The organism is Pseudomonas simiae, assembly GCF_900111895.1.
GTDB classification, from domain to species: Bacteria; Pseudomonadota; Gammaproteobacteria; order Pseudomonadales; family Pseudomonadaceae; genus Aquipseudomonas; species Aquipseudomonas simiae.
In genome coordinates, this window is record NZ_FOKB01000004.1 from 290,061 (window position 1) to 314,146 (window position 24,086).

Annotated in this window: 29 protein-coding genes; 12 read left to right on the forward strand and 17 right to left on the reverse strand. The window is 59.9% G+C overall.

Annotated elements, in window-relative coordinates; all coding sequences use genetic code 11:
* The first annotated feature begins 19 nt into the window (after positions 1-19).
* Positions 20-1,021 (forward strand): dihydroxyacetone kinase subunit DhaK, encoded by a 1,002-nt coding sequence (locus tag BMZ57_RS14870; RefSeq protein WP_069672663.1) that lies wholly within the window; start codon positions 20-22, stop codon positions 1,019-1,021.
* A gap of 3 nt (positions 1,022-1,024) precedes the next feature.
* On the forward strand, positions 1,025-1,672 hold the full coding sequence (gene dhaL / locus BMZ57_RS14875) for a dihydroxyacetone kinase subunit DhaL (RefSeq protein ID WP_010210985.1): 648 nt from the start codon (positions 1,025-1,027) through the stop codon (positions 1,670-1,672).
* Here dhaL and BMZ57_RS14880 read toward each other — a convergent pair.
* On the reverse strand, positions 1,629-2,525 hold the full coding sequence (locus BMZ57_RS14880) for a LysR family transcriptional regulator (RefSeq protein WP_044287038.1): 897 nt from the start codon (positions 2,523-2,525) through the stop codon (positions 1,629-1,631). The genes dhaL and BMZ57_RS14880 overlap by 44 nt on opposite strands.
* A 150-nt stretch (positions 2,526-2,675) precedes the next feature.
* On the opposite strand from BMZ57_RS14880, the gene BMZ57_RS14885 reads away from it, so the two are divergent.
* Positions 2,676-4,211, forward strand: coding sequence for an MFS transporter (locus tag BMZ57_RS14885; RefSeq protein WP_044287037.1), 1,536 nt, complete (start codon positions 2,676-2,678; stop codon positions 4,209-4,211).
* Between the two features lie 123 nt (positions 4,212-4,334).
* Here BMZ57_RS14885 and sohB read toward each other — a convergent pair whose 3' ends face one another.
* Positions 4,335-5,360, reverse strand: coding sequence for a protease SohB (gene sohB, locus BMZ57_RS14890; RefSeq protein WP_010210988.1), 1,026 nt, complete (start codon positions 5,358-5,360; stop codon positions 4,335-4,337).
* A 193-nt stretch (positions 5,361-5,553) separates the two neighbouring features.
* Between sohB and BMZ57_RS14895 the strand changes: the two genes are divergently transcribed.
* Both BMZ57_RS14895 and BMZ57_RS14900 read left to right on the forward strand, forming a co-directional pair.
* Positions 5,554-6,264 carry a histidine phosphatase family protein gene (locus tag BMZ57_RS14895; protein WP_010210989.1) on the forward strand — a complete coding sequence of 237 codons (711 nt, stop codon included), beginning with the start codon at positions 5,554-5,556 and terminating at the stop codon, positions 6,262-6,264.
* Between the two features lie 56 nt (positions 6,265-6,320).
* Positions 6,321-6,635, forward strand: coding sequence for an SCP2 sterol-binding domain-containing protein (locus BMZ57_RS14900; protein WP_010210990.1), 315 nt, complete (start codon positions 6,321-6,323; stop codon positions 6,633-6,635).
* Between the two features lie 56 nt (positions 6,636-6,691).
* Here the strand turns inward: BMZ57_RS14900 and BMZ57_RS14905 are convergent, their stop codons facing one another.
* From BMZ57_RS14905 to BMZ57_RS14920, 4 genes are read right to left on the reverse strand one after another with little or no spacing between them, the layout of a single operon-like run.
* A complete protein-coding gene (locus tag BMZ57_RS14905) occupies positions 6,692-7,180 on the reverse strand; it encodes a periplasmic heavy metal sensor (protein ID WP_021491708.1) in 489 nt (162 codons plus the stop codon).
* Positions 7,177-7,608, reverse strand: a complete 432-nt coding sequence (locus tag BMZ57_RS14910) for a hypothetical protein (protein WP_010210994.1) — start codon at positions 7,606-7,608, stop codon at positions 7,177-7,179. Before BMZ57_RS14910 ends, BMZ57_RS14905 begins: the two co-directional genes overlap by 4 nt.
* Complete coding sequence (locus BMZ57_RS14915) at positions 7,605-8,183, reverse strand: RNA polymerase sigma factor (protein ID WP_010210995.1); 579 nt, start codon at positions 8,181-8,183, stop codon at positions 7,605-7,607. Before BMZ57_RS14915 ends, BMZ57_RS14910 begins: the two co-directional genes overlap by 4 nt.
* 15 nt (positions 8,184-8,198) lie before the next feature.
* Positions 8,199-8,510: a YXWGXW repeat-containing protein gene (locus tag BMZ57_RS14920; protein ID WP_021491709.1), complete on the reverse strand. Its 312-nt coding sequence runs from the start codon at positions 8,508-8,510 to the stop codon at positions 8,199-8,201.
* A 213-nt stretch (positions 8,511-8,723) separates the two neighbouring features.
* Between BMZ57_RS14920 and BMZ57_RS29520 the strand changes: the two genes are divergently transcribed.
* Positions 8,724-8,864: a hypothetical protein gene (locus BMZ57_RS29520; protein ID WP_010210997.1), complete on the forward strand. Its 141-nt coding sequence runs from the start codon at positions 8,724-8,726 to the stop codon at positions 8,862-8,864.
* Here the strand turns inward: BMZ57_RS29520 and BMZ57_RS14925 are convergent.
* Complete coding sequence (locus BMZ57_RS14925; protein ID WP_010210998.1) at positions 8,861-9,109, reverse strand: DUF1652 domain-containing protein; 249 nt, start codon at positions 9,107-9,109, stop codon at positions 8,861-8,863. The two genes, BMZ57_RS29520 and BMZ57_RS14925, sit on opposite strands and share 4 nt — an antisense overlap.
* Before the next feature lie 250 nt (positions 9,110-9,359).
* On the opposite strand from BMZ57_RS14925, the gene BMZ57_RS14930 reads away from it, so the two are divergent.
* Complete coding sequence (locus BMZ57_RS14930; RefSeq protein ID WP_021491711.1) at positions 9,360-10,304, forward strand: GGDEF domain-containing protein; 945 nt, start codon at positions 9,360-9,362, stop codon at positions 10,302-10,304.
* Positions 10,305-10,573: 269 nt separating this feature from the next.
* Here the strand turns inward: BMZ57_RS14930 and BMZ57_RS14935 are convergent, their stop codons facing one another.
* From BMZ57_RS14935 to BMZ57_RS14955, 5 genes are all read right to left on the reverse strand, one after another.
* Positions 10,574-10,813, reverse strand: a complete 240-nt coding sequence (locus BMZ57_RS14935; RefSeq protein WP_010211000.1) for a hypothetical protein — start codon at positions 10,811-10,813, stop codon at positions 10,574-10,576.
* Between the two features lie 4 nt (positions 10,814-10,817).
* On the reverse strand, positions 10,818-11,264 hold the full coding sequence (locus BMZ57_RS14940) for a GNAT family N-acetyltransferase (protein WP_021491712.1): 447 nt from the start codon (positions 11,262-11,264) through the stop codon (positions 10,818-10,820).
* Positions 11,265-11,386: 122 nt separating this feature from the next.
* Positions 11,387-11,716 carry a hypothetical protein gene (locus BMZ57_RS14945; RefSeq protein ID WP_010211002.1) on the reverse strand — a complete coding sequence of 110 codons (330 nt, stop codon included), beginning with the start codon at positions 11,714-11,716 and terminating at the stop codon, positions 11,387-11,389.
* Positions 11,717-11,856: 140 nt separating this feature from the next.
* Positions 11,857-14,358 carry a TonB-dependent siderophore receptor gene (locus BMZ57_RS14950; RefSeq protein WP_047543098.1) on the reverse strand — a complete coding sequence of 834 codons (2,502 nt, stop codon included), beginning with the start codon at positions 14,356-14,358 and terminating at the stop codon, positions 11,857-11,859.
* A gap of 898 nt (positions 14,359-15,256) precedes the next feature.
* A complete protein-coding gene (locus BMZ57_RS14955) occupies positions 15,257-15,694 on the reverse strand; it encodes a DUF3995 domain-containing protein (protein ID WP_010211004.1) in 438 nt (145 codons plus the stop codon).
* Between the two features lie 93 nt (positions 15,695-15,787).
* On the opposite strand from BMZ57_RS14955, the gene BMZ57_RS14960 reads away from it, so the two are divergent.
* Together BMZ57_RS14960 and BMZ57_RS14965 are read left to right on the forward strand one after the other, a co-directional pair.
* Entirely contained in the window at positions 15,788-16,177 is a 390-nt protein-coding gene (locus BMZ57_RS14960; protein WP_010211005.1) for a DUF2946 domain-containing protein, read from the forward strand.
* Positions 16,178-16,272: 95 nt separating this feature from the next.
* Complete coding sequence (locus BMZ57_RS14965) at positions 16,273-18,399, forward strand: TonB-dependent receptor (protein WP_069672664.1); 2,127 nt, start codon at positions 16,273-16,275, stop codon at positions 18,397-18,399.
* 91 nt (positions 18,400-18,490) lie between these two features.
* Here the strand turns inward: BMZ57_RS14965 and BMZ57_RS14970 are convergent, their stop codons facing one another.
* Both BMZ57_RS14970 and BMZ57_RS14975 read right to left on the reverse strand, forming a co-directional pair.
* Positions 18,491-19,507 carry an ABC transporter substrate-binding protein gene (locus tag BMZ57_RS14970; RefSeq protein ID WP_010211008.1) on the reverse strand — a complete coding sequence of 339 codons (1,017 nt, stop codon included), beginning with the start codon at positions 19,505-19,507 and terminating at the stop codon, positions 18,491-18,493.
* 133 nt (positions 19,508-19,640) lie between these two features.
* Positions 19,641-20,090 carry a hypothetical protein gene (locus BMZ57_RS14975; RefSeq protein WP_010211009.1) on the reverse strand — a complete coding sequence of 150 codons (450 nt, stop codon included), beginning with the start codon at positions 20,088-20,090 and terminating at the stop codon, positions 19,641-19,643.
* A 415-nt stretch (positions 20,091-20,505) separates the two neighbouring features.
* Between BMZ57_RS14975 and BMZ57_RS14980 the strand changes: the two genes are divergently transcribed.
* From BMZ57_RS14980 to BMZ57_RS14990, 3 genes are all read left to right on the forward strand, one after another.
* The gene (locus BMZ57_RS14980; protein ID WP_021491717.1) at positions 20,506-20,781 is read left to right on the forward strand and encodes a hypothetical protein; all 276 of its coding nucleotides are present in this window, start codon (positions 20,506-20,508) and stop codon (positions 20,779-20,781) included.
* Between the two features lie 111 nt (positions 20,782-20,892).
* On the forward strand, positions 20,893-21,123 hold the full coding sequence (locus BMZ57_RS14985) for a hypothetical protein (protein WP_010211011.1): 231 nt from the start codon (positions 20,893-20,895) through the stop codon (positions 21,121-21,123).
* Between the two features lie 68 nt (positions 21,124-21,191).
* A complete protein-coding gene (locus BMZ57_RS14990; RefSeq protein WP_010211012.1) occupies positions 21,192-21,428 on the forward strand; it encodes a DUF2789 domain-containing protein in 237 nt (78 codons plus the stop codon).
* 6 nt (positions 21,429-21,434) lie between these two features.
* Here the strand turns inward: BMZ57_RS14990 and BMZ57_RS14995 are convergent, their stop codons facing one another.
* The 3 genes from BMZ57_RS14995 to BMZ57_RS15005 form a co-directional block, all read right to left on the reverse strand.
* Complete coding sequence (locus BMZ57_RS14995) at positions 21,435-21,638, reverse strand: hypothetical protein (protein WP_010211013.1); 204 nt, start codon at positions 21,636-21,638, stop codon at positions 21,435-21,437.
* A 115-nt stretch (positions 21,639-21,753) separates the two neighbouring features.
* A complete protein-coding gene (locus BMZ57_RS15000) occupies positions 21,754-23,436 on the reverse strand; it encodes a methyl-accepting chemotaxis protein (protein WP_370737432.1) in 1,683 nt (560 codons plus the stop codon).
* A 93-nt stretch (positions 23,437-23,529) separates the two neighbouring features.
* A complete protein-coding gene (locus tag BMZ57_RS15005) occupies positions 23,530-23,934 on the reverse strand; it encodes a TraR/DksA family transcriptional regulator (protein ID WP_003191666.1) in 405 nt (134 codons plus the stop codon).
* Between the last annotated feature and the right edge of the window lie 152 nt (positions 23,935-24,086).

A 24,086-nucleotide genomic window follows, 5' to 3' on the forward strand; every position in this document is an offset into this window, starting at 1 on the left:
AAGAACAGGAACCCGCGTTATGAATCGAGTCATCAACGATCCGGACCAGGTGGTCGAGGACATGCTGCGCGGCATTCTGGTCGCGCACCCCGAACTGCGCCAGTACGAGACCAACCCACGCGTCATCGTCAAGGCCAAGCCTTCTGGGCCTGGCCGCGTCGGCATTGTCACCGGGGGCGGGTCGGGCCATGAACCGGCCTTTCTCGGCTATGTCGGCCCGGGACTGGTGGATGCGGTGGCCGTCGGCGAGATCTTCTCCTCGCCCACTGCCAAGAGTTTTTTCGACGCGTTTCGCGCAGCCGACCATGGCGCAGGTGTGGCTTGCCTTTACGGTAACTACGCTGGCGACAACATGAACGTGAAGCTGGCAATGAAAATGGCCGCCAGCAAAGACATGCGTATCCGCACCGTGGTCGCCAACGATGACGTGGCGTCCGCGCCCAAAGCCGAGATTGCCAAGCGCCGTGGCGTGGCCGGGGAAATCTTCATGTGGAAGATCGGTGGCGCCGCTGCCGCCCAGCATTACGACCTGGACGGCGTGATCCGGGTCGCGCAGAAGACCGTCGACCACTGCCGCTCGATTGGTATCGGCCTCACGCCGTGCACCATTGCGGCAGTGGGCAAGCCGAACTTCCAGATTCCCGACGGCCAGATGGAACTCGGCATAGGCCATCATGGCGAACCGGGCATCGACGTAATCCCGATCGAACCGGCCGCCGCCATGGCCGAACGCATGCTCGCGCCGATCCTTGCCGACCGCGACTTCAGCCAGGACGACAGCGTGGTGGTGCTGGTCTCGGGCCTGGGCGCCACGCCGGTCATGGAGCTGTATATTTTCTACGCCGAGGTCGAAAAACAGCTCACGGCCAAAGGTTTGAAGATTCACCGTTGCTATGTGGGCAATTACTTCACGTCCCTGGAAATGATGGGCGTAACCCTGACCCTGCTCGGCCTCGACGCCGAGCTTACAACCCTGATCGATCAACCCTGCCGCTCCATCGGCATGACCCAGGCGGAGTGAACCATGAGCCAGTATTTTTCCACCCGCGACGGCGGCGCCATCGTCAGCGACCTGGTCAGCGTGATCGTCGCCAACCGTGAATACCTCAGTGAAATCGACGGCGCCATCGGCGATGGCGACCACGGCATCAACATGGCCAAGGGCTTCGCCCATTGCGGGCGCACCCTCGAAGGACGCCAACTGACCCTGGCCGAAGCACTCGACGAGCTGACCCTCAGCCTGATGGAGGGCATCGGCGGTTCCATGGGCCCGCTGTATGGCAGCCTGTTTATCGGCATGGCCGATGAAGTGCGCAACAGCGACGACATCGACGCCGCGACTTTTGCTCATTTGCTGCGCGGCGGGTTGACCTCGTTGCAGGACATTACCGAAGCGGGGGTGGGCGACAAGTGCCTGATGGACACCTTGATACCGGCGGTCGAAGCCTTTGAGCAGGCACACGCCACGGGGGCCTCCTTCAGCGAAGCACTGGACGCAATGAAAGCCGCCGCATCACAGGGCCGCGACTCGACCAAGGACCTGGTGGCAAAGATCGGCCGCGCCAGTCGCCTGGGCGAACGCTCCCTTGGCGTGTTGGATGCCGGCGCCGTGTCGTGTTGCCTGATCCTTACGCGCCTGGCCGACTCGGTACAGCCGCGACTGTCTGCTTGATCTGCTGGAGATACCGCGCCACCGCCGGCGCTTGCTCGAAGCGCCGGTGAATCAGCGACAGCCACGACGACGCGTCACTGCCCTGAATGCTGCGGTACACCACGCCAGGCAAACTCACATGCCCCACCATTGACGCCGGCACCACCGCCACACCCTGCCCGAGTGACACCAGCGCCACCACCGCCACCAATCCACCGGGTTGCGGCCCCAGGCGCGGCGCGTAGCCGCCTTGCGCGGCCACCTGCAAAGTGCCACTGATTTGCTCCGGCAAGATAAATGTCTCGTTTTGCAGGTGCTCGCAACCGATGGCCTTGAGGCCCAGCAGCCACGAGTCCTGCGGCAGCGCCAATACAAACCCCTCACTGTCCAGACGCACCGCCTCGACACCCTCAGGCAGGGTCATGGGCGAGCGGATATAACCAATATCGACACGCCCGTCCGCCACCGCGCCAGGCAACGTCGCCATCGCACATTCGCGCACATTCACGCTCACATCCGGAAACGCCTGGACGAACGCCTGCATTTGCCGCTGCAACAGCCCCGAATACACCGCCGACGCCACGTAGCCCAATTGGATATGACCGATCTCGCCACGCCCAGCGCGCTGGGCATTGCGCTGGGCGAACTCGAACTGGCGCACGGTAGCTTCGGCTTCGATCAGCAAGGCGGCGCCGGCTTCGGTCAAGCTGACCTCGCGCTGCTGGCGGACGAACAAGCGCGTACCCAGCGTCGTTTCCATGTCCTGGATCTGGCGGCTCAACGTCGGTGGCGCAATGCCCAACTGCTCGGCGGCCCGGGTGAAGTTGCGCTGGCGGGCTACAGCCAGGAAGTAGCGAAAATGACGGATGTCCATAACAGGATTAGCTCAAAGGTAATGAAGTGCTTCACGGCGGCTAACAAAGACGTCGCCGGCCGAGATTAAGCTAACGGCACGTGAACACTAGAGAGCCTTTGCAATGTCCGTCAACTGTCTTTTCCGCATTGCCTGCAAGGTAATTCAATCATGAGCCGAGTCAGTCCGCGCCTCACCTTATTGACGGCGTCCGGCGTCTGTTCGCTGATCGTGCTCGACACGAACATCGTCGCCGTCACACTGCCCAGCATCGCCCGTGATCTGGGAGCAAATTTTGCCGACATCGAATGGGTCGTCAGCGCCTACATGCTGGCCTTTGCCGCACTGTTGTTACCCGCCGGCAGCATCGCCGATCGCTTCGGCCGCAAGAAAACCCTGGTCTGGGGGCTGAGCATCTTTATCCTGGCGTCCCTCGGCTGCGGTGCCGCGCCCAACGCGTTGTTTCTGGACATCGCTCGCGCGATCAAAGGCGTCGGCGCAGCCCTGCTGTTGACCTCGGCACTCGCCACCATCGGCCACACCTTCCACGACGATGTGGAACGGGCCAAAGCCTGGGCCTTCTGGGGCGCCTGCATGGGCGTGGCCATGACCGCCGCACCGACCCTGGGCGGCTTGATCACCGAGTACCTGGGCTGGCGCTGGATTTTCTATCTGAACCTGCCAGTGGGCCTGGCCTTGATGGCGCTGGTACTGCGTGCAATCCCGGAATCCCGCGATACCCAGTCGGCACGGCTCGACCCCTGGGGCAGCCTGGCCTTCAGCGCCAGCCTGTTGTGCCTGATGTGGGGCCTGATCGAAGCCAATCGCATTGGCTGGGACAACCCGTTGACCTACGCCCGGCTCATCGGCGGCGCGGCATTACTGGGTGTATTTGTCCTCGTCGAGCGTGTGCAACAGCGGCCCATGGTCGACCTGCAACTGTTCCGCCACCCGCGCTTTATCGGAGCCTTGCTGGGGATGTTTGCCTACGCCGGTTGCGCCCAAGTGATGATGACCTTGTTGCCGTTCTACCTGCAGAACGGCCTGGGGTTCTCCGCGATTGACTCGGGCCTGGGCATGTTGCCGTTTGCGCTGACCCTGTTGATCTGCCCACGCATTGGCGCACGCCTGGCGGGGCGATTGACACCCGCTACGATGATGGCTGGTGGCCTGACACTGGTGGGCAGTGGCAACCTCTTGAGTGCCTGGGCGGTAAACGTGGGAGGTTACCTGCCTTTTGCCTTGGCGATTGCAGTTACAGGCGCCGGGGCAGGTCTGCTCAATGGCGACACGCAGAAAAACATCATGGTCTGTGTGCCGCGAGACCGTGCCGGTATGGCGTCGGGCATGAGCACCACCATGCGCTTCAGCGCGATCATGTTGGCGATCGGCGTGTACGGGGCGTTATTGAGCCGTCATAGCGAGCAGTTGTTGAGCGCAAGCATCGGCGCACAATGGCAGGCTCAGGTTAACGGCATTGCTTCACGCGTAGTCGCCGGGGATATGTCGGCAGCGATGGGTTTGTTGCCGGAGTCGGCACGCGCACTGGTGCAGCCGCTGGCGCGACAGGCGTTCGTGGGTGGGTTCAGCGCGGTGTTGTGGGTGGCGGGCGTATTCGGGTTGCTGGGGGCGCTGGTGGTGGGGATGTTGATGCGTAACCCGATACCTTCAGCCCCACAACAACTCCCCCTGCGGGCACCGAACTGAATGTGGGAGCGGGCTTGCTCGCGAATGCGGTGTGTCAGGAACAGATGCACTGACTGAGACATCGCATTCGCGGGCAAGCCCGCTCCCACAGGGGGGGGGGTCGTCTACGTTCTGGAGGTCGGGTTACCAGAAGCGCTGCTGGGTCAACCGGCTCCACCAGGTCAGCAACACCCGGTCCACTGAGCCACTGGCCGCCAGCCCAACTCGCTCCTGCAAGCTCTTGCGCTCGGCATAATGCAGGTGGAACACCTCGGCGGTCTTGGCCTTGGTGGCCAGGTATTCGTCGCTGGTCTGCAGTTCGTCGACCAATTGCTTGTCGAGCGCTGCAACACCCAGCCACACTTCTCCGGTCGCCACGTCATCAATCGCCAACTGCGGGCGGTAGCGCGAGACGAAGTTCTTGAACAGTTGGTGAGTGATGTCCAGGTCTTCCTGGAACTTCTCGCGGCCCTTTTCAGTGTTTTCGCCAAACACCGTGAGGGTGCGCTTGTACTCACCGGCGGTCAGCACTTCGAAGTCGATGTCGTGCTTCTTCAGCAGGCGGTTGACGTTGGGCAACTGCGCCACGACGCCAATGGAGCCGAGGATGGCAAACGGCGCACTGATGATTTTCTCGCCAATGCACGCCATCATGTAGCCGCCGCTGGCTGCGACCTTGTCGATGCACACGGTCAAGGGCACCCCTGCCTGGCGGATACGCGCCAGCTGCGATGAGGCCAGGCCGTAGCTGTGGACCATGCCACCGCCGCTTTCCAGGCGCAGCACCACTTCATCCTTCGGCGTGGCCAGGCTCAGCAAGGCCGTGATTTCATGGCGCAGGCTTTCAGTGGCGGAGGCCTTGATGTCGCCATCAAAATCCAGCACAAACACCCGTGGCTTGGCCTCGGCTTTCTGCTTGCCCTTCTTCTTTTCGGCCTTGCCTTCGGATTTACGCAGGGCCTTGAGCTGGTCCTTGTCGAGCAGGGTCGATTCCAGGCGCTCGCGCAGGCCCTTGTAGAAGTCATTGAGCTTGCTGACCTGCAACTGGCCGGCGGATTTGCGACGCCCTTTGCTGCGCAGGGCCGCGAAACTGATCAGTACCACCAGAATAGCGACCACCAGGGTCACGGTCTTCGCCAGAAAGCTCGCGTATTCGGCCAGAAAATCCATAGTTCTCCTTACAGGTGCGGTGCGCCAGGCGCGGATTGCCCAAGCATACCGACGGGGCTTGCCGGGAGCCAGTGCTCAAACCGCCACCAGGCGCCCTCCAACGAGCTTTTAAAACAAGCGTATGTTTTTTCATTGACAGCTCGCAGGCATCCTCATAACCTCGCCAGACTTTCAACGTACCGGGAAAACGGACGTGGGCAGCATCTATCTGATTCGACATGGCCAGGCCTCCTTCGGTGCAGACGACTATGACGTCCTGTCGCCCGTCGGCGTGGAACAGGCACAAGTGCTCGGCCGCCACTTGGCCGACATGGGCCTGGTGTTCGACCGCTGTGTGGCCGGCGATCTGCGTCGCCAGCAGCACACCGCCACCGCCGCCTTCGATCAGTACAGCGCCCTGGGCCTGCCGGTGCCGGCGCTGGAAATCGACAGCGCCTTCAACGAATTCGACGCCGACGCAATCATCCGCGCCCTGCTCCCCGACCTGCTGACCACCGAACCTGAAGCCCTGGAAATTCTGCGCAATGCCGCGCAGAACCGCAGCGAGTTCCAGCGTATCTTCGCCCTGATCATCGAGCGCTGGCTGGCCGGCACCTATGACCCACCGGGGCTGGAAAGCTGGCTGGGTTTCGTGGAGCGTGTGCAGGGAGGCCTGCAACGGATGCTCGAGGCGGCGGACAACGCGCAGAAGATCGCCGTGTTCACCTCCGGCGGCACCATCACCGCCCTGCTCCACCTGATTACCCGAATGCCTGCCGCCCAGGCCTTCGAACTGAACTGGCAAATTGTTAACACCTCGCTCAACCAGCTGAAATTCCGCGGTCGCGAGGTGGCACTGGCTTCCTTCAACAGTCATACCCACTTGCAACTGTTGAAGGCGCCGCAGCTCATCACGTTCCGATGAACTGCGGCCAACCGTGACCCCAAGGTCACTGGACTCTACCCTAAAGGATCGAAACCATGACTGACGTAGCCAAAGCTGTAGAAGCAATGAAAGCCAAATTCAACCCAGCCGCCGCTGACGGCCTGGACCTGGTGTTCGGTTTCCGTATCGACGACACCCAGAACTTCTCGCTGGTGGTGAAAAACAACACCTGCGAATTGCTGGAAGGCGAAAACCCAGACGCCCAGGTCACCCTGGTGATGGACGCTGAAACCATGAAAGGTATCGTCAGCGGCGAGACCGACGGCATGCAGGCCTTCATGGGCGGCAAGCTGCGCACCGAAGGCGACATGATGCTGGCCATGAAACTGAGCGAGCTGTTCCCGGCGTGATGCACGGGCACGCCTGAAGCCCGATCCCGCCTCTCCAGGCGGGATTTTTTTGCCTGCTACTTTGATTCCATTGTTGGCGCGTTGAGCTTGCCTTTGGGCCTCCCCTGCCCACGCTGGTACAACGCCTCCACCAGCTTTTGCCGCTCGTCCTGCGCCAAGATGCTGGCAAACTGCGCCAGCGTGCTATCCACCAATGCACGAAGCGCCATGTCGGCTTCGCGGGCCTGGGCCAGTTCGGTCGTCAACGCTCCCCGATCCAGCGTCGGCGCTTCCATCTGCTTGATTACCCCCAGGCGCGCCGCACGCCCGGCCATGATCAGCGGCTGGCTATCGGCGGTGTTATGACGCAACAGTTGGCGCAATTCCCTGCGCCGCTCCGGCGATAACTTGACCATGGCCTGACGCAACCCATGCTGGTTGACCACCACTTCGGCAGGTTGGGTGCTGGCTATCCAGTGGTAAAGACCACCAGCCAGCCCGCCGATCAAGAACACATTGAGCAATACCGAGACCAGCAGCCACGGTTTCAGGGATTGGGCGCTCATTGCTCGGCTTCCTCGGCGTTGACGGTAAAGATGACTTGCGCATCGCCCTGGTCAAACACACTGGGCAACACCTCGGCGGACACCCATGGCAATGGCACGCTCATGGACGCCACCAGCATGCCGGTGACAACACCCGCAATGCCGGCGCCCACCAGCCCTGCCGGTGACAACCAACCGGCGTAGCGCGACCAGAACGACGCGCGACGCGGCACCGACTGACGGATCTGCCGAGCCAGCGCCGGGTCGGTCAAGGCCAGTTGATGGCTGTCCAGTTCGGCGTCGAGCCAACCGGCCTGATTCAACGCTTCACGGGCACTGGCGTTAGCGCTGTCGAGCAGCTCCTGGGCGGCGCCGCGTTCAGCCACAGGCCAACGCTGTAGGTCGGCCCCATAGGCGTCGGCCAGATAAGCAAATCGTTCAGGTGTCATGATGTTCCCCTTCCTGGGCGGGCAAGCCCGGATGTATCGGCAAGTTGGCTGCGCAACTGGCGTCGGGCCCGCGACAGCAGGCTCTCCAGTGCCTCGACGCTGATGTTCATCAGGGCCGCGGCGTCGATGTTCGACAGCTCCTGGTAGTACTGCAACACAATCGCCTCGCGCTGGCGCTCGGGCAAAGCGGCCAAGGCGGCGGCCATGCGTGCGCTGCGGTCGGCGCTTTCCAATTGCTCATCCAGAGGCGCTGCGCTGTCCGCCAGCTCCAGCACCTCCTCCTCGGACAAAGGACGTTGCTTGCGCCGACGCAATCGGTCATGGCACAGGTTGAGCGCCACCCGATGCAGCCAGGTGTCGAAACGCGCCTCGCCACTGCGCCAACTCGCCGCCTGGCGCCAGATGCGCAGGAAGCTTTCCTGGGCCACGTCCTTGGCTTCGTCGGCATCCCCCAGGATCCGGCTGGCGAGCGCCAGCAGACGCGGCAGTTTGCGCGTCACCATTTCGTTGACGGCCGCAGGGTCGTTGTTGCCGATACGTACGAGCAGTTCAACGTCCGGATCAGAGTCTTTCAATCGGGCAATTCTCGGTCAGCGGATCCAATGCCCTTCGCGCCAGTACCAGTTCGGACCGTGGGCCTCCCAATGGCCGGGCGCCCAACGCGCATTGCGCATCACCGGCTGCCAGTGGCCTGGCACCCAGCCATAGCCGCGCCCTTCCCAGCGCCAATGGCCACGGTCCCAGGCGTAGCCCGGTCGCTCCACGGGAACCATTTCCACACGCTCCGGTGGCGGCGCCTGGCGGATGATGATTTCGGTCTGGGCAAACACCGAGGTGCTGACAAACGCGGCGAGTGTCAGCGGAGCAAGCAAGGCAAAGCGCACTGTGGCCAGGGGTCTCATGGCAACTCCTTCATGCAACGAGCGAAAGTGCCGGTTGCTGATGGGTTGAACGGGGCAAGTCGAAAAATCCGTCGCAGGACGCGCGGATTATTTACGCAGGCAGTATTGCCCAGGGGATGAAGGGGCTTGATGAAATGTTTGAAAGCTTCGCGACGGATTTACGCAGATGGCGACGTTGAAGGATTAACGCTGATCAACCGAAGAGGAAACACCATGTCCCGCCGACTTTACCTGCTGATTGCCGCATTGCTGATCGTCAGCCTCAGCGGCTGCGTGATCGTGCCGGAACACCGCCATTGCTGCTGGCGCTATTACGGCGCACTCGATACGCCGACCCACAGCGTCAACGGCTAGCCAACCGCCGCAAAACCACGGCGCCCGGCCTTGATCTCGGTGCGCAACTCACCAATCAGGTTTGAGATGGAACGGATGCTGTCCAAACCGTCAGGGGACACGCCGGTCAGCAGCAAATCAACCCGGCCCGACACTGGCTCGAAGATGCTGATGCGCAACGAGCCGTCGCTGTTCAAGGTGCAATCGCACGCCAGCGGCAGGAAACCCGAAGCCATGATGCGGTTGAATTCAACGAATGAAATCATGACAAGTCCCCATCCCCCGGGCCTCACCCGGTCATTGAGATAGAGACAGCGTAGATGAGGTTCTGCAGGGCATGAAAGCATCCATGCAAAAGTGTTAGCCGGGCCTCATTTCGCCCTGAAAACGCCGAATCACTGACGCCAGAAAACCCGTCTTTTCGACCTCTCGTCTGCTGCTCCGGCGAGCGCTTGACTCGGCGCGTCGATCACAAGACGCTGTTGGCCTTTGGCCATCACTTTGAGCAAAACCACCATGAGCATCGACCCGCCGAGCCAGCCCGACAGCGATGTGTACAAGACCTTGCTGGAGTCGACCAAGGCCATTCCCTGGCGCATCGATTGGCAGACCATGACCTTCAACTATATCGGCCCGCAGATCGAAACCCTGCTGGGCTGGCCCCCGCAGAGTTGGGTCAGCGTGGACGACTGGGTCGAGCGCATGCACCCGGATGATCGTGAATACGTGGTGAATTTCTGTGTGTCGCAATCCCGCGCAGGCGTGGACCACGAGGCGGATTATCGCGCGCTGACGGTGAATGGCGACTACGTGTGGATTCGCGATGTGGTGCACGTGGTGCGCAAGGACGGCGAAGTCGAAGCGCTGATCGGGTTCATGTTCGATATCAGCGAACGCAAGAAGACCGAAGAGCACCTGCTGCGCCTGCAAAAACAACTGGAAGAATATTCCTACCAGGACGGCCTGACCGGCATTGGCAATCGGCGCATGTTCGACACCGTGTTGGAGCGCGAATGGACCAGCGCCCAGCGCAGCCAGCTACCGCTGTCGTTAATCATTCTGGATATCGATTTTTTCAAGCAGTACAACGACCACTACGGCCATATCAAAGGCGACGAATGCCTGCGCCAGGTTGCACATACCCTGTCCCAGGCGGCTAACCGGCCACGGGATTTCATTGCGCGTATCGGTGGTGAAGAGTTTGTGTGGCTGCTGCCGGAAACCGATGCGCAATCCGCCCGGCAGGTGGCGCAGCGTTGCTTGCACCTGATTCGCCAGCAGCAGATCGAGCATGGTTTTTCGGCGGTGTCGAACCTGCTGACCCTGAGTCTGGGCGTCGGCACGTGCATCGTGAAACCCGACAGCCCGATGCTGGGATTTGTCGAAGAGGTCGACAAGTTGTTGTACCAGGCCAAACGCAATGGGCGGATGCGCGCGGAGTTCGCTGACAGTGAAGTCTGACGCGAAGGTCAAATTGCAGGCAAAAAAAATCCCAAGTAGCTGATGGAAACTTGGGATTTAAAAATGCATAAACCGTGGGAGGTGAACGCCCGACTATAGTAACGATTGTAAAAAGCCGCAACAAGATTATTTTAATCCTTTCGTCGGATTAAAAACGCTGTAAGTCATTCAATAACCACACATTTTTTAAGGTAGCGAGGTCTATAAGTGCCACTTTTTGGTGCAACTACCCACCCTATTTCCACTTATAAAAAAGGGCTATTCGATTATCACGGCGTGCCATTCAACGACTTGCAAACTTCCTGCGGTTCGGGGCTGCCTGGCATTACCGAACGCCCCACACTTTGCACTTGCCGGCACAGTGCCAAGCGTTCATTGGCCGCTTCCCTTTCGCGGTCAACCTCGGCGTTGAGCCGCACAAAATAGATTCCCAGCAACACCGCGGCGCAGAGCACGCCGAGCACAAAGTAGCGAAAGCTGTTGGACGATGCCGGCTCTGGTGCGTTCATGACGTTACTGCGCCCTGCTCTTCTCATAACGCACATCATCGCCGTCCACTGGGCCGACCACGCTCCAGCCTAACCGCTGATAAAACCCGTTGGCACGGATGCCGTCGCGGCCGTCGGTGATCAGGAACAAGCGGTCGTGGCGTTCAAATAACGCAGCCTCGGCCACCGCCATCAGTTGACGGCCCAGGCCCAGATTCTCGTAAGTCGGGTGCACGAACATTGCGAACACCTCGCCTTCGGCCAGGTCGACCATGGCAAAGGCGGCGGGCTGACCATCCACCTCGGCGATCCAGACGCAGGGCGCCGCGCGGATGCTGTCGGCCAGCACCTGCGGCGTGATACCCAGATCGGCCATTTGCTCGGTACTCAAATGGTTTTGCACCACCGAGGTGCGAATGGTGAAGACCGTGTCGACATCGTCCTGCGTCGCTACGCGGATTAGCGTTTGCATACTGGCCTCCCTAATAGAGGACGCAATTGTAGGCAAATAGAAACGCAGTGAATGTCGTGGATTTGTAAAACGGCCTACAGGGCCTCGCCCTGATGCCAGCTCGCCGCTGTCACATTAAGCCGTCATTTGCGTGCGACTTTGTAGCGCACGCAATCCTGGTAGAAGCCCTGCCGAATCGCTTCGGGCTTAAGCCGTGAACGGCTGTCGTAGGTTTGTTCGGTGATGCCCATGGCCATCATGCGCATCCAGGATTTGTTGAATTTCATGGTCTGGATCTTCTGCCGCGCCGCGTAAAGCGACACGCCCGACAGCTTGAGCTCCTGGGCCCTGGCGGCGGTGCCGGCGCCCCAGCTGCACATGTACTTGTCCCCCTCGCGCAGCTCCCGAGCCTGCACGGCAGCCGCGCCGCCGGCCAGGGAACAGGCGATCAGCATGAATCCAACAGTGCGCATTTGCATCCTCACCTAACCACCTGAAAATAAAAGCGATTCTGGCGAGGATTTTGTTACAAAGGGGCCATTAAATTGCCTTATTGCGCAATGTTTCAGCTAGCTGCCGCAGCGGGCAGCCAGGCCGTTGAACAGCCCTCACTTCACCATTGGTAGGTCGCGCTCGCCTGCACGGTGCGCTGCGAACCATACCAGCACCACGAATAGGAGTAGCAGGACGCGACATACTCTTTATTCGCCAGGTTGGTGGCATTGAGCGCCAGGCGCAGGTTGTCCTTCAGGCGGGCGATGTTCGGAATGTCGTAGTGCACCGCCGCATCGAACAGGGTGTAGCCCGGGACCTTCAGGGTGTTGGCGGTATCCCCCCAGGACGAGCCGACATACCGCGCCCCCGCACCGACGCCGAAGCCCTTGAGTTTGCCATCGTGGACGGTGTAGTCAGCCCACGCCGAGGCAGTGTGACGCGGCACGCCGTAGGTGGTGGTGCCTTCGGCGGCGATGGCCGGGCCTACGCCGATGTCGCTGATGGGTGCATACCGCACGGTGTTGTTGGACTTGCTGATGCGGTTATCCAGATAAGCATAGGCCGCGGTGATGTCCAGGTTGTCGTTGAGGCTGGCTTTGCCCTCCAGTTCAAAGCCTCGGGATTGCACTTCGCCGTCCTGGCTCTGGCAGCGTCCGGTGCCGCACAGGTGAGTCGGGTCTGGGTCGGTGGTCAGCACATTGGTCTGGCGTAGGTCGAAGATCGCCGCAGTGATAAAGCTGTTGCTGCCTGGTGGTTGGTACTTGATGCCGATTTCATACTGCTTGCCTTCGGTCGGCTTGAACACCGAACCGCCGTAGCCGGTACCTGACTGCGGGTTGAACGACTCCGCGTAGCTGGCATACGGTGCCAGGCCATTGTCGAAGAGGTAGACCAGGCCGATGCGACCGGTGAAGGCTTTGCTGTCCAGAGAGGATTTGCTCTTTGCCCCGCTGCTGAGGGTCTGGGTGCTGTTATCGGTACTGGCCCAGTCGTAGCGACCGCCCAGCAGCAATACCCATTTGTCCCACTTCATCTGTTCTTGCAGGTACACGCCGGTCTGCTCGCTGCGCGAGGTGCCGTCGGTGGTGTAGGCCGGCACCGGCACGGCCGCGCCATAGACCGGATTGAAAATATCCAGGGTCGGGCCCGCTGTGTATACACCAGAACCGGACAGGGTGTCGGTGCTGGTGTTCTGGTAATCGAGCCCCATCAGCAGGGTGTGCTGCAACGGGCCGGTGTCGAATTTGGCCTGCACCTGGTTGTCGAGGGTATAGGCATCCAGGTCGACATCGCTGGCGATGGTCGAGCGGCGGATGGTGCGGTAATCCGCCATCAGGTAGTTGCTGTAGAGGCTGCGGTACTGGCCTTCGCTGCGCAGGTAACGCGCATTCTGGCGCACGGTCCACACGTCATCGAAGTGATGCTCGAACGCCCAGCCGATGCTGTAGTACTCGCGGTCACTTTTCTCGAAGTTTTTTTCACCGTCGTAGAAATCCACATCGATACTGCGCCCGGTCGGGCTGTGCAGCACCGACCCCCAGGCCGGCACCGAGCCGTAGGACGCACCTTTGGGATCCTTCTGGAAATGCCCGAGCAGGGTCAACGAGGTTGCGTCGTCCGGGCGCCAGGTGAGGGCGCTGGACAGTGACTGTCGGCGCGTCTCAGTGTGCTCGACCTGACCATCGGCGTCGTCGAAAAGCCCGGCCACGCGGTAGGAGTACACGCCCTGGTCGTCCATTGGGCCACTCAAGTCGAAGGTCGTACGCTTCTTGTTGAAGGTGCCGTACTCCACACCCACTTCATGAAACGGCGTATCCAAAGGACGCTTGCTGACCATGTTGATCACGCCGCTCGGCGTACCCTGCCCGTACAGCACCGACGCCGGGCCGCGCAGCACTTCCACGCGCTCCAGGTCAAAGGCGTCTTTCTGCGGCAAGGCATCACGGCTTGAGGGCATGCGCAGGCCGTCGAGGTAGGTCGCCGGCGAGAACCCCCGGATGGTCAACTGGTCCAGGCGCGATGCGGTGGCGCCACGGGTCTCCGGGATAACGGCAGCGCTATAGCGCAGGATCTGGTTGAGGCTCTCGGCGTTTTGCGCGCGCATCTGGTCTTTGGTGACGATGGAGATCGACTGCGGCGTTTCGATCAACGCGGTGTCGGTCTTGGTGCCCGACAAACTGCGCGTGGCCACATAACCGGACACCGGCCCGGTCGGGCTCTCAGCCTGGTACGCGCCGCTGATGGTGGTGGCCTGCAGCTCCATGGCCCCGCCGTTATCCGGGATGGATTCCAGGCGGTAGCGGTCGGCGGAGAGCTTCAAGGCTTGCAAGCCGCTGCCGGAAAGCAATTGGGTCAGCGCCACGTCGGTGTCGTATTGCCCACTTAGCCCCTGGCTGCGTTTGCCACGCGTCAGGCTTGCATCAAACGCCAGCACCAGGCCCGCCTGCTCGGCCAGGCTATTGAGTGCCTGGCTCAAATCACCGGCTGGAATCGAGAAGCGGCCCACAGCGCTGCTGCTCTCTTCGGCATGGGTGGACTGGACGGTCAGCAACGGCACGGCGGCAAAAGCCATCGCCACTGACAAGGCCAGTGGGTGCAAGGGACGAGCAAGGCGCGACATGGGAAATCCTGCGTAAGGGAGGTTCTATTAACCATGACGGCCAGGTCGGAAAATCGGGCAAGGATGAGAGCGATTTTTATTTGCTCTGCCGCGCTGCAATCAGTTTTGTCGCTTTTTTGTGTAGCCTTTGGGTTGGTTTTTAGTGGTTTTTCCCCGTGTTCAGTCAGCCCTTTCTGAATGTATTAACCGCTCTTCCTAAAGAAAATGGTCCCCGTTTTACATTTTGAAGGAAACAAAAAAATGCTGATTACGTTAACTAAAAGGTTTGCAAAAAAATGAGCCACCTTGACGACGGGACAATTGAAGACTTTAAAAAATCAATACGAAAATCACTGCTTAACAAAAACCAAACATGACCTAATGGTAGAAACAATGAGTCAGAACATACCCTAGCGATCTTTAGTTAGATGCTCACTGCTCCAAATGAAGACAATGCCTAAGACTGGAAGGTCTCGCACAATCCAAATCTACACACTAGAAACTCTTATATCGGAATGTCTGGGCAAGTAGGGAAAGCAACGGAATGCCTCAAGCGATCGTTCGAAACCAAAAAAATGCGTGGGTTATGGTGCCCCAAGAACATTTCGCGGCGAGGCGCTGTCGCCAATGACGTGACCTACGAATTGCATGGCATTCGTTGTTGGGTTTGCCTGTCTGCACCTATGTATCAACTTTGATTAAAGCCCTGGCGATAAGGTCGACGAATTTGACCTTTGGCGATTATATATTGACGCCTGTGAGCTACCGCAAAAAAAACATACCGAAAAGAGTACGTGGCGCATGAATTCGGCGCGTACCTGAAACGAGGAAAAGCCAAGAAAATGCCCGATTCGATGTCCAACTTGTACTTCATTCAACCTTTAATAAGGACTGCCCATCCTGACGAGCAATCAGCCCTTCACCCCCACGCCACCACCAACAACCCTGCCCCCAACACCAAACACAACGGCGAATAAAAATACGTATCCAACCTCGCAAACCGCGACCCACCGACCTTCTTGAAAAACCCCACCAACTCCGAATCCCCAATCGCCCTGGCGAACATCACCACCGCAATTGCGCTGATGCCCCACTGCAACGCCCCATGGGACACCGCCGAGAAGTACAATCCGGCCCGCAGGCACACCAGCAGCGCAATGGCCACCAGCCCCATCGCCACCAGGAACGTCCCCAGCGCCGAGGGTTTGAAGGCCGGTTTTGGGCCGCTGGCGAATTCGCCGGGCAGTTGGGGGATGGCGGCGAGGCTGCCGAGTTTGCCGCCGGCGGCCCAGTACAGGTGGACCATGCTGATGCAGGTAAACACCCCGACAATCCATCGTGCGACAACGAAGCTCATGGCTGGCTCTCCCTGAAAAGGTGCGAAACAGGATAGTCGTCCTGAGATTTTTTGCAGGCATTTCGTCGGCGGCTGATGGTAAAGTGCCGCCCCATGAAAATCGCCCGTGCCGACCGCTCGCTCATTGCCTGGATGCTCTATTGCTGCGTCCTGTTCAATGTGTTCGCCTGCAGTATCGGTCACGGGCAGATGGTCGGGATGCAGCTCAATGGCATCGGCGGTCAGTTTTGTACGGTGGACCCGCGTACTCAGGCGCCCAAGCCGTCCAACTCGACTGAAGAGAACCTGCCGACGCTGTCCAAGGCCTTTGGTTGCCCGCTGTGTTCCACCGGAGGCATGGGCCCGGCGCTGAGTTCCAGCCTGAATGTGGCGGTGTTGCCACAGCCCCATGCACCACCGCCGGCCATTGTCCTGTCTGCTGACATCCCTGCCCGCTTCACCTGGCCTGCGGCTAATCCGCGCGCACCGCCTGCTTTCGCCTGATCCCTTCGCTTTCCAATCTGCACTGACCACCGTTTCCGCAAGGATGTACGGGCGGCTGTGCGTTGTTTTCAAGCCAAGTTTTTCAGGATTCAACCATGAAACATTTACCCCTGTTGGCGGGCCTGTTCGGCTGCCTGCCTGTCTGTGCCTGGGCCCTTGAGTTGGCCCCGACCACCATTGATGGCGAACAAACCGCCGAGCCTGGCCTGGCCTTGGACCAATCCAGTGGCATGGCCTCGCGCTTGGGCTTGAGTGTGCGCGAAACCCCGGCGTCGGTGGCTATCGCCAACCGCAATGACATCGAACGCCACGGCGCCAAGACCTTCCGCGACGCAGCCAACACCTTGCCTGGCGTGAATGCCAGCGCCCCGCCAGGATTTGGCGGTTTTGTCTCCTACCGCGGCTTTACCAGCAGCCAGATCACCCAGATGTTCAACGGAATCAATGTCGCGACCGGCCTGGCCCGGCCAGTGGATGCGTGGATCTACGACCGGGTAGAGCTGGTAGGCGGCCCCTCCTCCTTGATCAACGGTGCCGGTTCCGTGGGCGGTTCGCTCAACTACGTGACCAAACTGGCCACCCGCGAAGAGCAGGCGGCCGAAGGCCAGCTCACCTATGGCAGCTATGACACCGCCGGCATGGCGTTTGGCGTCAATCACGCCCTGACCGAACCCGGCGCCGATGTGCAGCACTACGCGCGCCTGGACGTGAGCCGCAACACTAATCATAGCTACATCGACCGCGACCAACGCGAGGCCTGGAGCCTGGCGTTCTCCCTGCTCAGTGACCTCACGCCCAACCTGTCGCATACCCTGGCGCTGGAATACCAGGATGAGCATGAAGACAGCCCTTACTGGAGCACACCGGTGCTCAACCCCAAAGTGGGCGAGCTGAAGATCGACAAACACAACCGTTTCAACAACTACAACGTTTCCGACGGTCGCTATGAGCAGCGCACGATCTGGGCGCGTTCGATCATCGACTACCGCGTCAACGACAGCACCACCCTGAAAAACACCCTCTACCACTTGGACAGCCAGCGCGACTACCGCAACCTGGAAACCTACCAGTACAACGCCGACAACAGTGCGGTGAACCGTTCGACGGCCTATCAAGTGCGCCATCAGGGCGAACAGAACGGCAACCAGTTCGAGCTGCGCCACGACAACAGCCTTTTCGGCCTGTCGACCACCTGGTCCGGTGGTTTCGAGTACAAGGTCAATAGCACCACCAACACCCCGCTGAATGTGCCGGGCAACAGCAGCGTGGACCCGAACAACTACAACCCCGGGCACTTCTACGACATCCCGCGAACCCGTGAGAAGTTCGGCAAGGACAAGACCAACGAGGTCACCACCCAGGCGTTATTCGTGGAGAACCGGCTGGGGCTCACGGATAAACTCTCGCTGCTCACCGGCCTGCGTTACGACGCTATCGACCTGGATGTCACCAACCACCGTGCGATCACCGCCACCAATCCCCGCCACTTCAAGCGCAGCTGGGAACCGGTGACCGGTCGCGTCGGCCTGACTTACCAGTTCATCCCATCGGCCAACGTGTATGTGCAATACAGCACGGCCGCCGAGCAGCCGAACACCACCACGCAGGTGTTTGATGTCTCGACGGGCAAACAGTGGGAAGTGGGCAGCAAATTCGACTACCTGAACGGCCGAGGCTCGGCCACCGTGGCCGCTTACAAGATCGAGCGTAAGGATTTTGCCGTGACCGACCCGCAGGACCCGACCAACAGTATTCCGGTCGGCGCGCAGTCATCCAAAGGCATCGAGTTGGCCAGTTCGTTACGCATCACGCCAAGGTTGCTGGCGGAGGGTAACTTCGCGTGGGTCGACGCCGAGTACGACGATTTCAACGAGAAAATCGCCAGTGGCGCGGTGGTCTCGCGCAAAGGCAATACGCCAACCAACGTGCCCAAGCGCGTGGGCAACCTGTGGCTGACCTATGATTTTGCCGAAGATTGGCAAGGGGGCGTGGATGCGCGTTATGTGGCCGAGGTGTATGCAGATAATGCCAACACCCAGACGGTGCCGGCCTACACGCTGTTCGGCACGTTCCTGCGCTATAAAGTGGACTCGCACACCTCGGTGACGGGCCGGGTACGCAATTTGACGAATGAGGTGTATGCCGAGTTTGCCCATGTGTCGCCGGCTTACTACCTTGGTGCGCCAAGGACATTCGAGCTGGCAGTACAAACCAGGTTCTAAACACTTGAACGCAGGAGCCCGGCTTGCCGACGATGGCGTCCGATAGAACGCCATCGCCGGCAAGCCGGGCTCCTACAGTACATGCGCAGTGTTATTTCAGGCTGGCTTCAACCTTCTGTGCCACATCTTCTGTCAACCAAGCCTTCCACACCTGCGGATGTTCCTTCAGAAACATCTGGGCCACTTCCCGTGGCGCCGTGTGATTTTCACTCATGGTCGCCAAGGCTTTGTTCAGCGGCTCAATCGGAAACTCGACCTTCTCGAAGAACTGGGCAATCTGCGGGTGTTCCTTCTGGAACGGCGTCGAGACGCCGATGCTCAGCTTGGAGGCCAACGACCGCGTAGGTTTTGGATTCGGGTTATCCGCATCCGTCAGGGTCTTCCACGCCTCGGCATCAAACGGCGGCTCTTCCAACTGGATCAACTTGTAGCGCCCCATCAGCGGCGTCGGCGACCAGTAGTAAAACAACACGGGCTTGCCCCGGCGGATCGATGAGGCGATCTCGGCGTCCAGTGCCGCGCCCGAGCCGCTGCGGAAGTTCACATAGCTGTCGTCCAAACCGTAGGCCTTGAGCTTCTGTTTGTTGACCACTTCCGAGGTCCAGCCGATGGGGCTGTTGAGAAAGCGCCCCTTGCCTGGAGATTCCGGGTCCTTGAACACATCCTTGTAGCGCGCCAAGTCCTTCACGCTCTTGAGCTCCGGCGCGAGGGGCTTGATGCCCTTGGCAGGGTCGCCCTTGACCACGTATTCCGGGACCCACCAGCCTTCGGTTGCGCCTTTGACCGTATCGCCCAGGCCGACCACTTTGCCTTCGGCTTCGGCCTTGACCCACACCGGGCTGCGGCCCGCCCATTCTTCACCGATCACTTGGATGTCGTTCTTCGCCAGGGCGGTTTCCAGGGTGATGGTGGTACCCGGCAATGTATCGGTGGGCAGGTCGTATCCTTTCTCGACGATCACCCGCAGCACTTCGGTGATCAGGCTGCCGCTTTCCCAGTTCAGGTCGGCAAAATGCACCGGGGCCTCGGCGGCCGACACCGGCAATGCCGCCACTGACAGCCCCAGCGTCGTCAGGGAGGCCGCCAACAGTGTTTTCAATCCTTTCATGCCCTTGCACCTCGCGATATCGCAGCAGACAGCGGACGGCTTTGCTACGTAAGCGCGAAGCCTCTGAATAGTTAAGTCAACTCAACTGTAGTAGAGGTTCCGGGAGATAGCGGGTGTTCGCGGAATTTTATGCTTATTCGCTGGCCTTGAACGTCACCAGTTCACCCTTGCGCCATTTGGCGGCTTTGCCGGTCACGGCTTTGAGGGTCTTGGTCAGGCCTTCTTGCAGCTGCTCGTTGGCGGCAAACACCAGCATCACGCTGTGGCCTTCCTTGAACACGATGCCATGGCCTTCGGCCGACGACACAAAGGCGTAGTCGCCCAGGCCGTAGACGGTCAACTTGATGTCGCGGAACTTCAGTTCGAACTTGCCACCTTCACGGCTGGGCAATACCGCTGCGCGGAAGTGATCGCCCACTTTGAGCTCCAGACGCGGCTTGTCATCCACGACCATCGCTGCCTCGGTATCGATCTCGGCGATGTAGATACCTTCCGGCGTCTGCTCTGTGATGTAAACGAAACGGGATTGAAACTGCTTGACCAACTTTGCGCGCAAATCACCCAGCACGAACAACGCGTGCATATCCAGATTACTGACTGCCAAGGAAACGCCCCCACATCAAAAAGAGCGCCGCCCGCCAGAGCGGGCAGCACAAAAAAACGGCCATTACGGCACGATCCCATCACTCATTCTTTAAAAAACTGAAGAAGAACCCACTGTCGCGCCGCAAGACTAGTACGGACGTACGCGATGGACCTTGTGCAAGGTCATCAGGCACCACAGGAGATCACAGGTTCAACGGCCCGAGAATACGGGCCGACCAACTTCAGAGAATAACCCAATTAAAAATGCAGTTTTCCGACAAGCAAACACAAATAAACACGCTGTCATGGAACCGGGCGCAGATCGCCGACGACAATACTAAAACAGCAGCACCGATCAAAACCACCCAAAACGTTGCAATCAAGTCAACCGGATCGATCGAAAGGAGCAGGCCATGCAACGATCAACCTACAATGCAATGTCTTCGCACACCCGTCCATCATCTCAGGGCGAGGCTCAATACTACTGCTTGGGCGGCTTCGAGGGGTACTCGGATTCGGTTCTTTTCCAAGTCGTACCTGCCGGCAAAAACTTCTTCCACATCCGTGAAGTGCTCAGCGGCCGAATAAAAGGCTTTCGCAGCGGCCATGTCAAGGCCTGCGAACTGGCCAAGAAACTTGAAGCCCAGTTGCAAGCACCTCATGGAGCGGTCGTTTCGTCCGCCCGATAACTTAACTGCGCCGCCGACCCGCAACAACTGCCATACTGGCCCGTCCACTGAAGTTTGTGCCCTGCGGGCCCAGGTTTCTCCAGTGCAGTTATCTCCAAGGGAAGGCTCTACGTGACGGAATTTGATATCGGCGAATTTTTCATCCATGGCGACGCGAGGGAAGTAGACGGAGAGTTCCAAGCAGTGATCATCATGCGGGCCAAGCCACCGCTGACCACCGTCACCACCCACCAGGTGGAAAAAGACCGTTGGTTCAAAACCGTCGACGCGGCGGCCACCGCCGCAAAAGAATCCGCCAAGGCCCTGAAGGCCGCCGTGGATTCCGGGGCACTCAATTCCTGATAATCCGATAGAACTCTGCTGCACCACAACCCTCCCATGCATAACGACCACCCTGCATGGAGAACGAAATGGACGCGCCAATCCCTACCCTGGAAACCCTGTTTGAACAATTGGGCCTGGACTCAACCCCGGAAGCCATCGACGCCTTTATCGTCGCGCACCCTTTGCCTGAGGACGTGAAACTGATCGATGCACCGTTCTGGTCCGATCAGCAAGCTGCCTTTCTAAAGGAAGAGCTGCGCGACGACGCTGAATGGGCGATTCCCGTGGATGAACTGAATCAACGCCTGCATCAATCACAGTAAGCCGAATCAATGCAGGCTGTCCGACTGCTCCAGGCGCAACAGCGCCTGCCAGGCGGCCCTGCACTCTTCAGCTTCATCACGACTGGCGAAGGCGGTGCCGCGCTGCTCACCGTTGAGCAACACCACCCAGCAAGCCTTCTGGCCCAGCGCACGCAGGGTTTGGGGTACGCCACTGCCAATCATCACGGCGACATCGACTTTGTTTTGCATGGAGCTTCTCCGCAGCATTAGTTAGCTGGCTAACAATGTTGGCCATGCTACGGTTTTCCTCGCGTTGGAAAAAGCTATCCCCGGAATAGCTCCATTGCATAAACAGCAATAATCCTTAGCGCCCGCCTTTCATCTCTTCGGGCTTATAGCCCAGCCGCAAGCCGCCCCAATGCCGACCCTTGACCATGATCGGCACCGACAGGTCGTGCATCAGCTCTCCGGTATCGCGGGTATAGGTTTGCAGCAAGACTGCCTGCTGGTGGCTTCCACAACGGATCCCGGTGCGGTCTTCGAATTTGCGCTTGGTGCGGTTCTGCACGGCATCCACCTGAACATCGCCGGTCAGCGCATGGGAAAACGCCTTGTTGTGCGTCGGCACATAGCCCTGCGGCGTGCAGGCAATGGCGAAGACCAAGCCTTCATGCCGTGGCAACAGCGCTTCCTGGATCGCCGGCAACACCTGGTCGGTGTAGCCGTCGAACCGGGTGTGGTATTTGCTCGGGCTGGTATTGGCAATCAGCGTGTAGCTGCGGTCAAACAGATCATCCAGGCTGATGCGGTTCTGCTGCACATCGGCTTCGAACTGCGCGGCAATCTGGCTGGCGCCTTCACGGGCCAGGTCATAGATGCGCTGGTGATAATCATCCAGCCCTACTTCCGCCAGACGCTCGCTGATGGTTTCGGCCTGCCCTTCCATCTGCACGGCGGCATCGGCCAACTGACGGGTTTGCTGGTCGCTGACGGCCAGGTCGCTGCGCATCTGCTCAACAGCATGGAACAAGCTGTCGAGCTGGGTGCGATTGGTGTCAGTGCCCTGGGCGATCTCATTCACCTGGCCTTCCACATCTGCGGACAACCTGGCGATGTTTTGCAGCTGCTCGCCGGCGTGCTCTACCTGTTCAACGCCAGTCTGCAAGTCGGTCGAGAGCTGACGAATCTGCTCCACCACCTGGACGGTGCGTTGCTGGATATCCGCGACCATCACGCCGACTTCATCGGTGGCCGTAGCCGTACGCCCTGCCAACCCGCGCACCTCATCCGCGACGACCGCAAACCCACGCCCATGCTCACCGGCCCGCGCCGCTTCGATCGCGGCGTTAAGCGCCAAAAGGTTGGTCTGGCTGGCGATGGACTGGATCACCAGGGTCACCCGCTGGATTTCCTCGCTGCGCAGGCTCAAGGCTTCGATCAGCTCACGACTGGCGTTGGCACGCTGGCTGAGCTGATGCATGCGGGTGATCGATTGGGTCAGCACTTCGCGGCCTTCAGTGCTGCGTTGATGGGCCTGGCTGGCGGCACCCAGCGCGTCGCGGCTGAGTTGAGAGGTGAGCTTTTCGGTGCCGATCATTACTTCGGCACTGCTGACAATCTGCTTGGCCGCGCCCAATTGCGACTGCAGGCGAGCCGCCAGTTGCTTGACCGAATAGGCTACCGCGGCTGCGGACAGGGCGTTATGGCTGGTGGTGTAGGACAGGTCGCGAGTCAACTCGCCCATCCCATCGCCGACCTCAGAAGGCGCGCTGGCAGGCGCGCGACTTTTCAGGCGAGGCAGCCAGATCACCAGCAGGGCCAGTGGCAGGCAAAGGTAGAGCGGCAGGCTGGCGAGCGCCAAGCCAAGCAGGACCAACACCAGGGCGGCGCTCTGCAACAGTGGCGTCAGCCAGCCGGGCAGCCCGCGCGCCACCGCTTGCGGTGACACTGCTGCGCCCATCAGAGATCCGTCTCCAGCCATCTTCGTTACCCCACTGTTTGTCATTATTGTCGCTGCATTAAACGCCACTATCGGGCCATTATCCATGGGCCTTTAGTGGGGTAGCTTGCAGCAGATCAATAGACGGGGTGTAACGGGTCTTTCCCGGGGAGCCGCAGGACGGCCCCCCGCTTCACCGCATCAGGCTTGGCGCTGATGCTTGTCGATCTGCTCGTGGCGCTCTTGCGCTTCGATGCAGTACTTGGTGGTCGGGCTGATCAGCAGGCGCTTGAGGCCGATAGGCTCGCCGCTGTCATCGCACCAGCCGAAGGAATCTTCCTTGATACGCTCCAGTGCGCGCTCAAGTTGCGGCAGCATGCGCTGGTCGCGGTCGATGGCGTTGACCAGCCAGGTACGCTCTTCTTCAACGGAAGCGGCGTCGGCCGGGTCGGCCGGGGTGTCCAGGCTTTCAATGGCGATACGGTTCTGTTCAATGCGCTCGTGGTGTTCCACTTTCATGTCTTGCAGCAACTTCTCGAAAAAAGCGTGCTGTTCGGCATTCATGTAGTCATCCGCCGGCATGGCCAGCAACTTTTCCTTTGTCATTGATTTCTCTATAAAAAATACGTGCATTAAGGCGAATAAGGGAGCGTTCCGGCCGACCTTTGCAGGTCTCGGAAGGGCGCCATCCATTTCAAGCGCCACCCGGCACTCAATTTACGAGGGGCGGCAGTCTAAGGCCGACTTGAGGGCGCAGC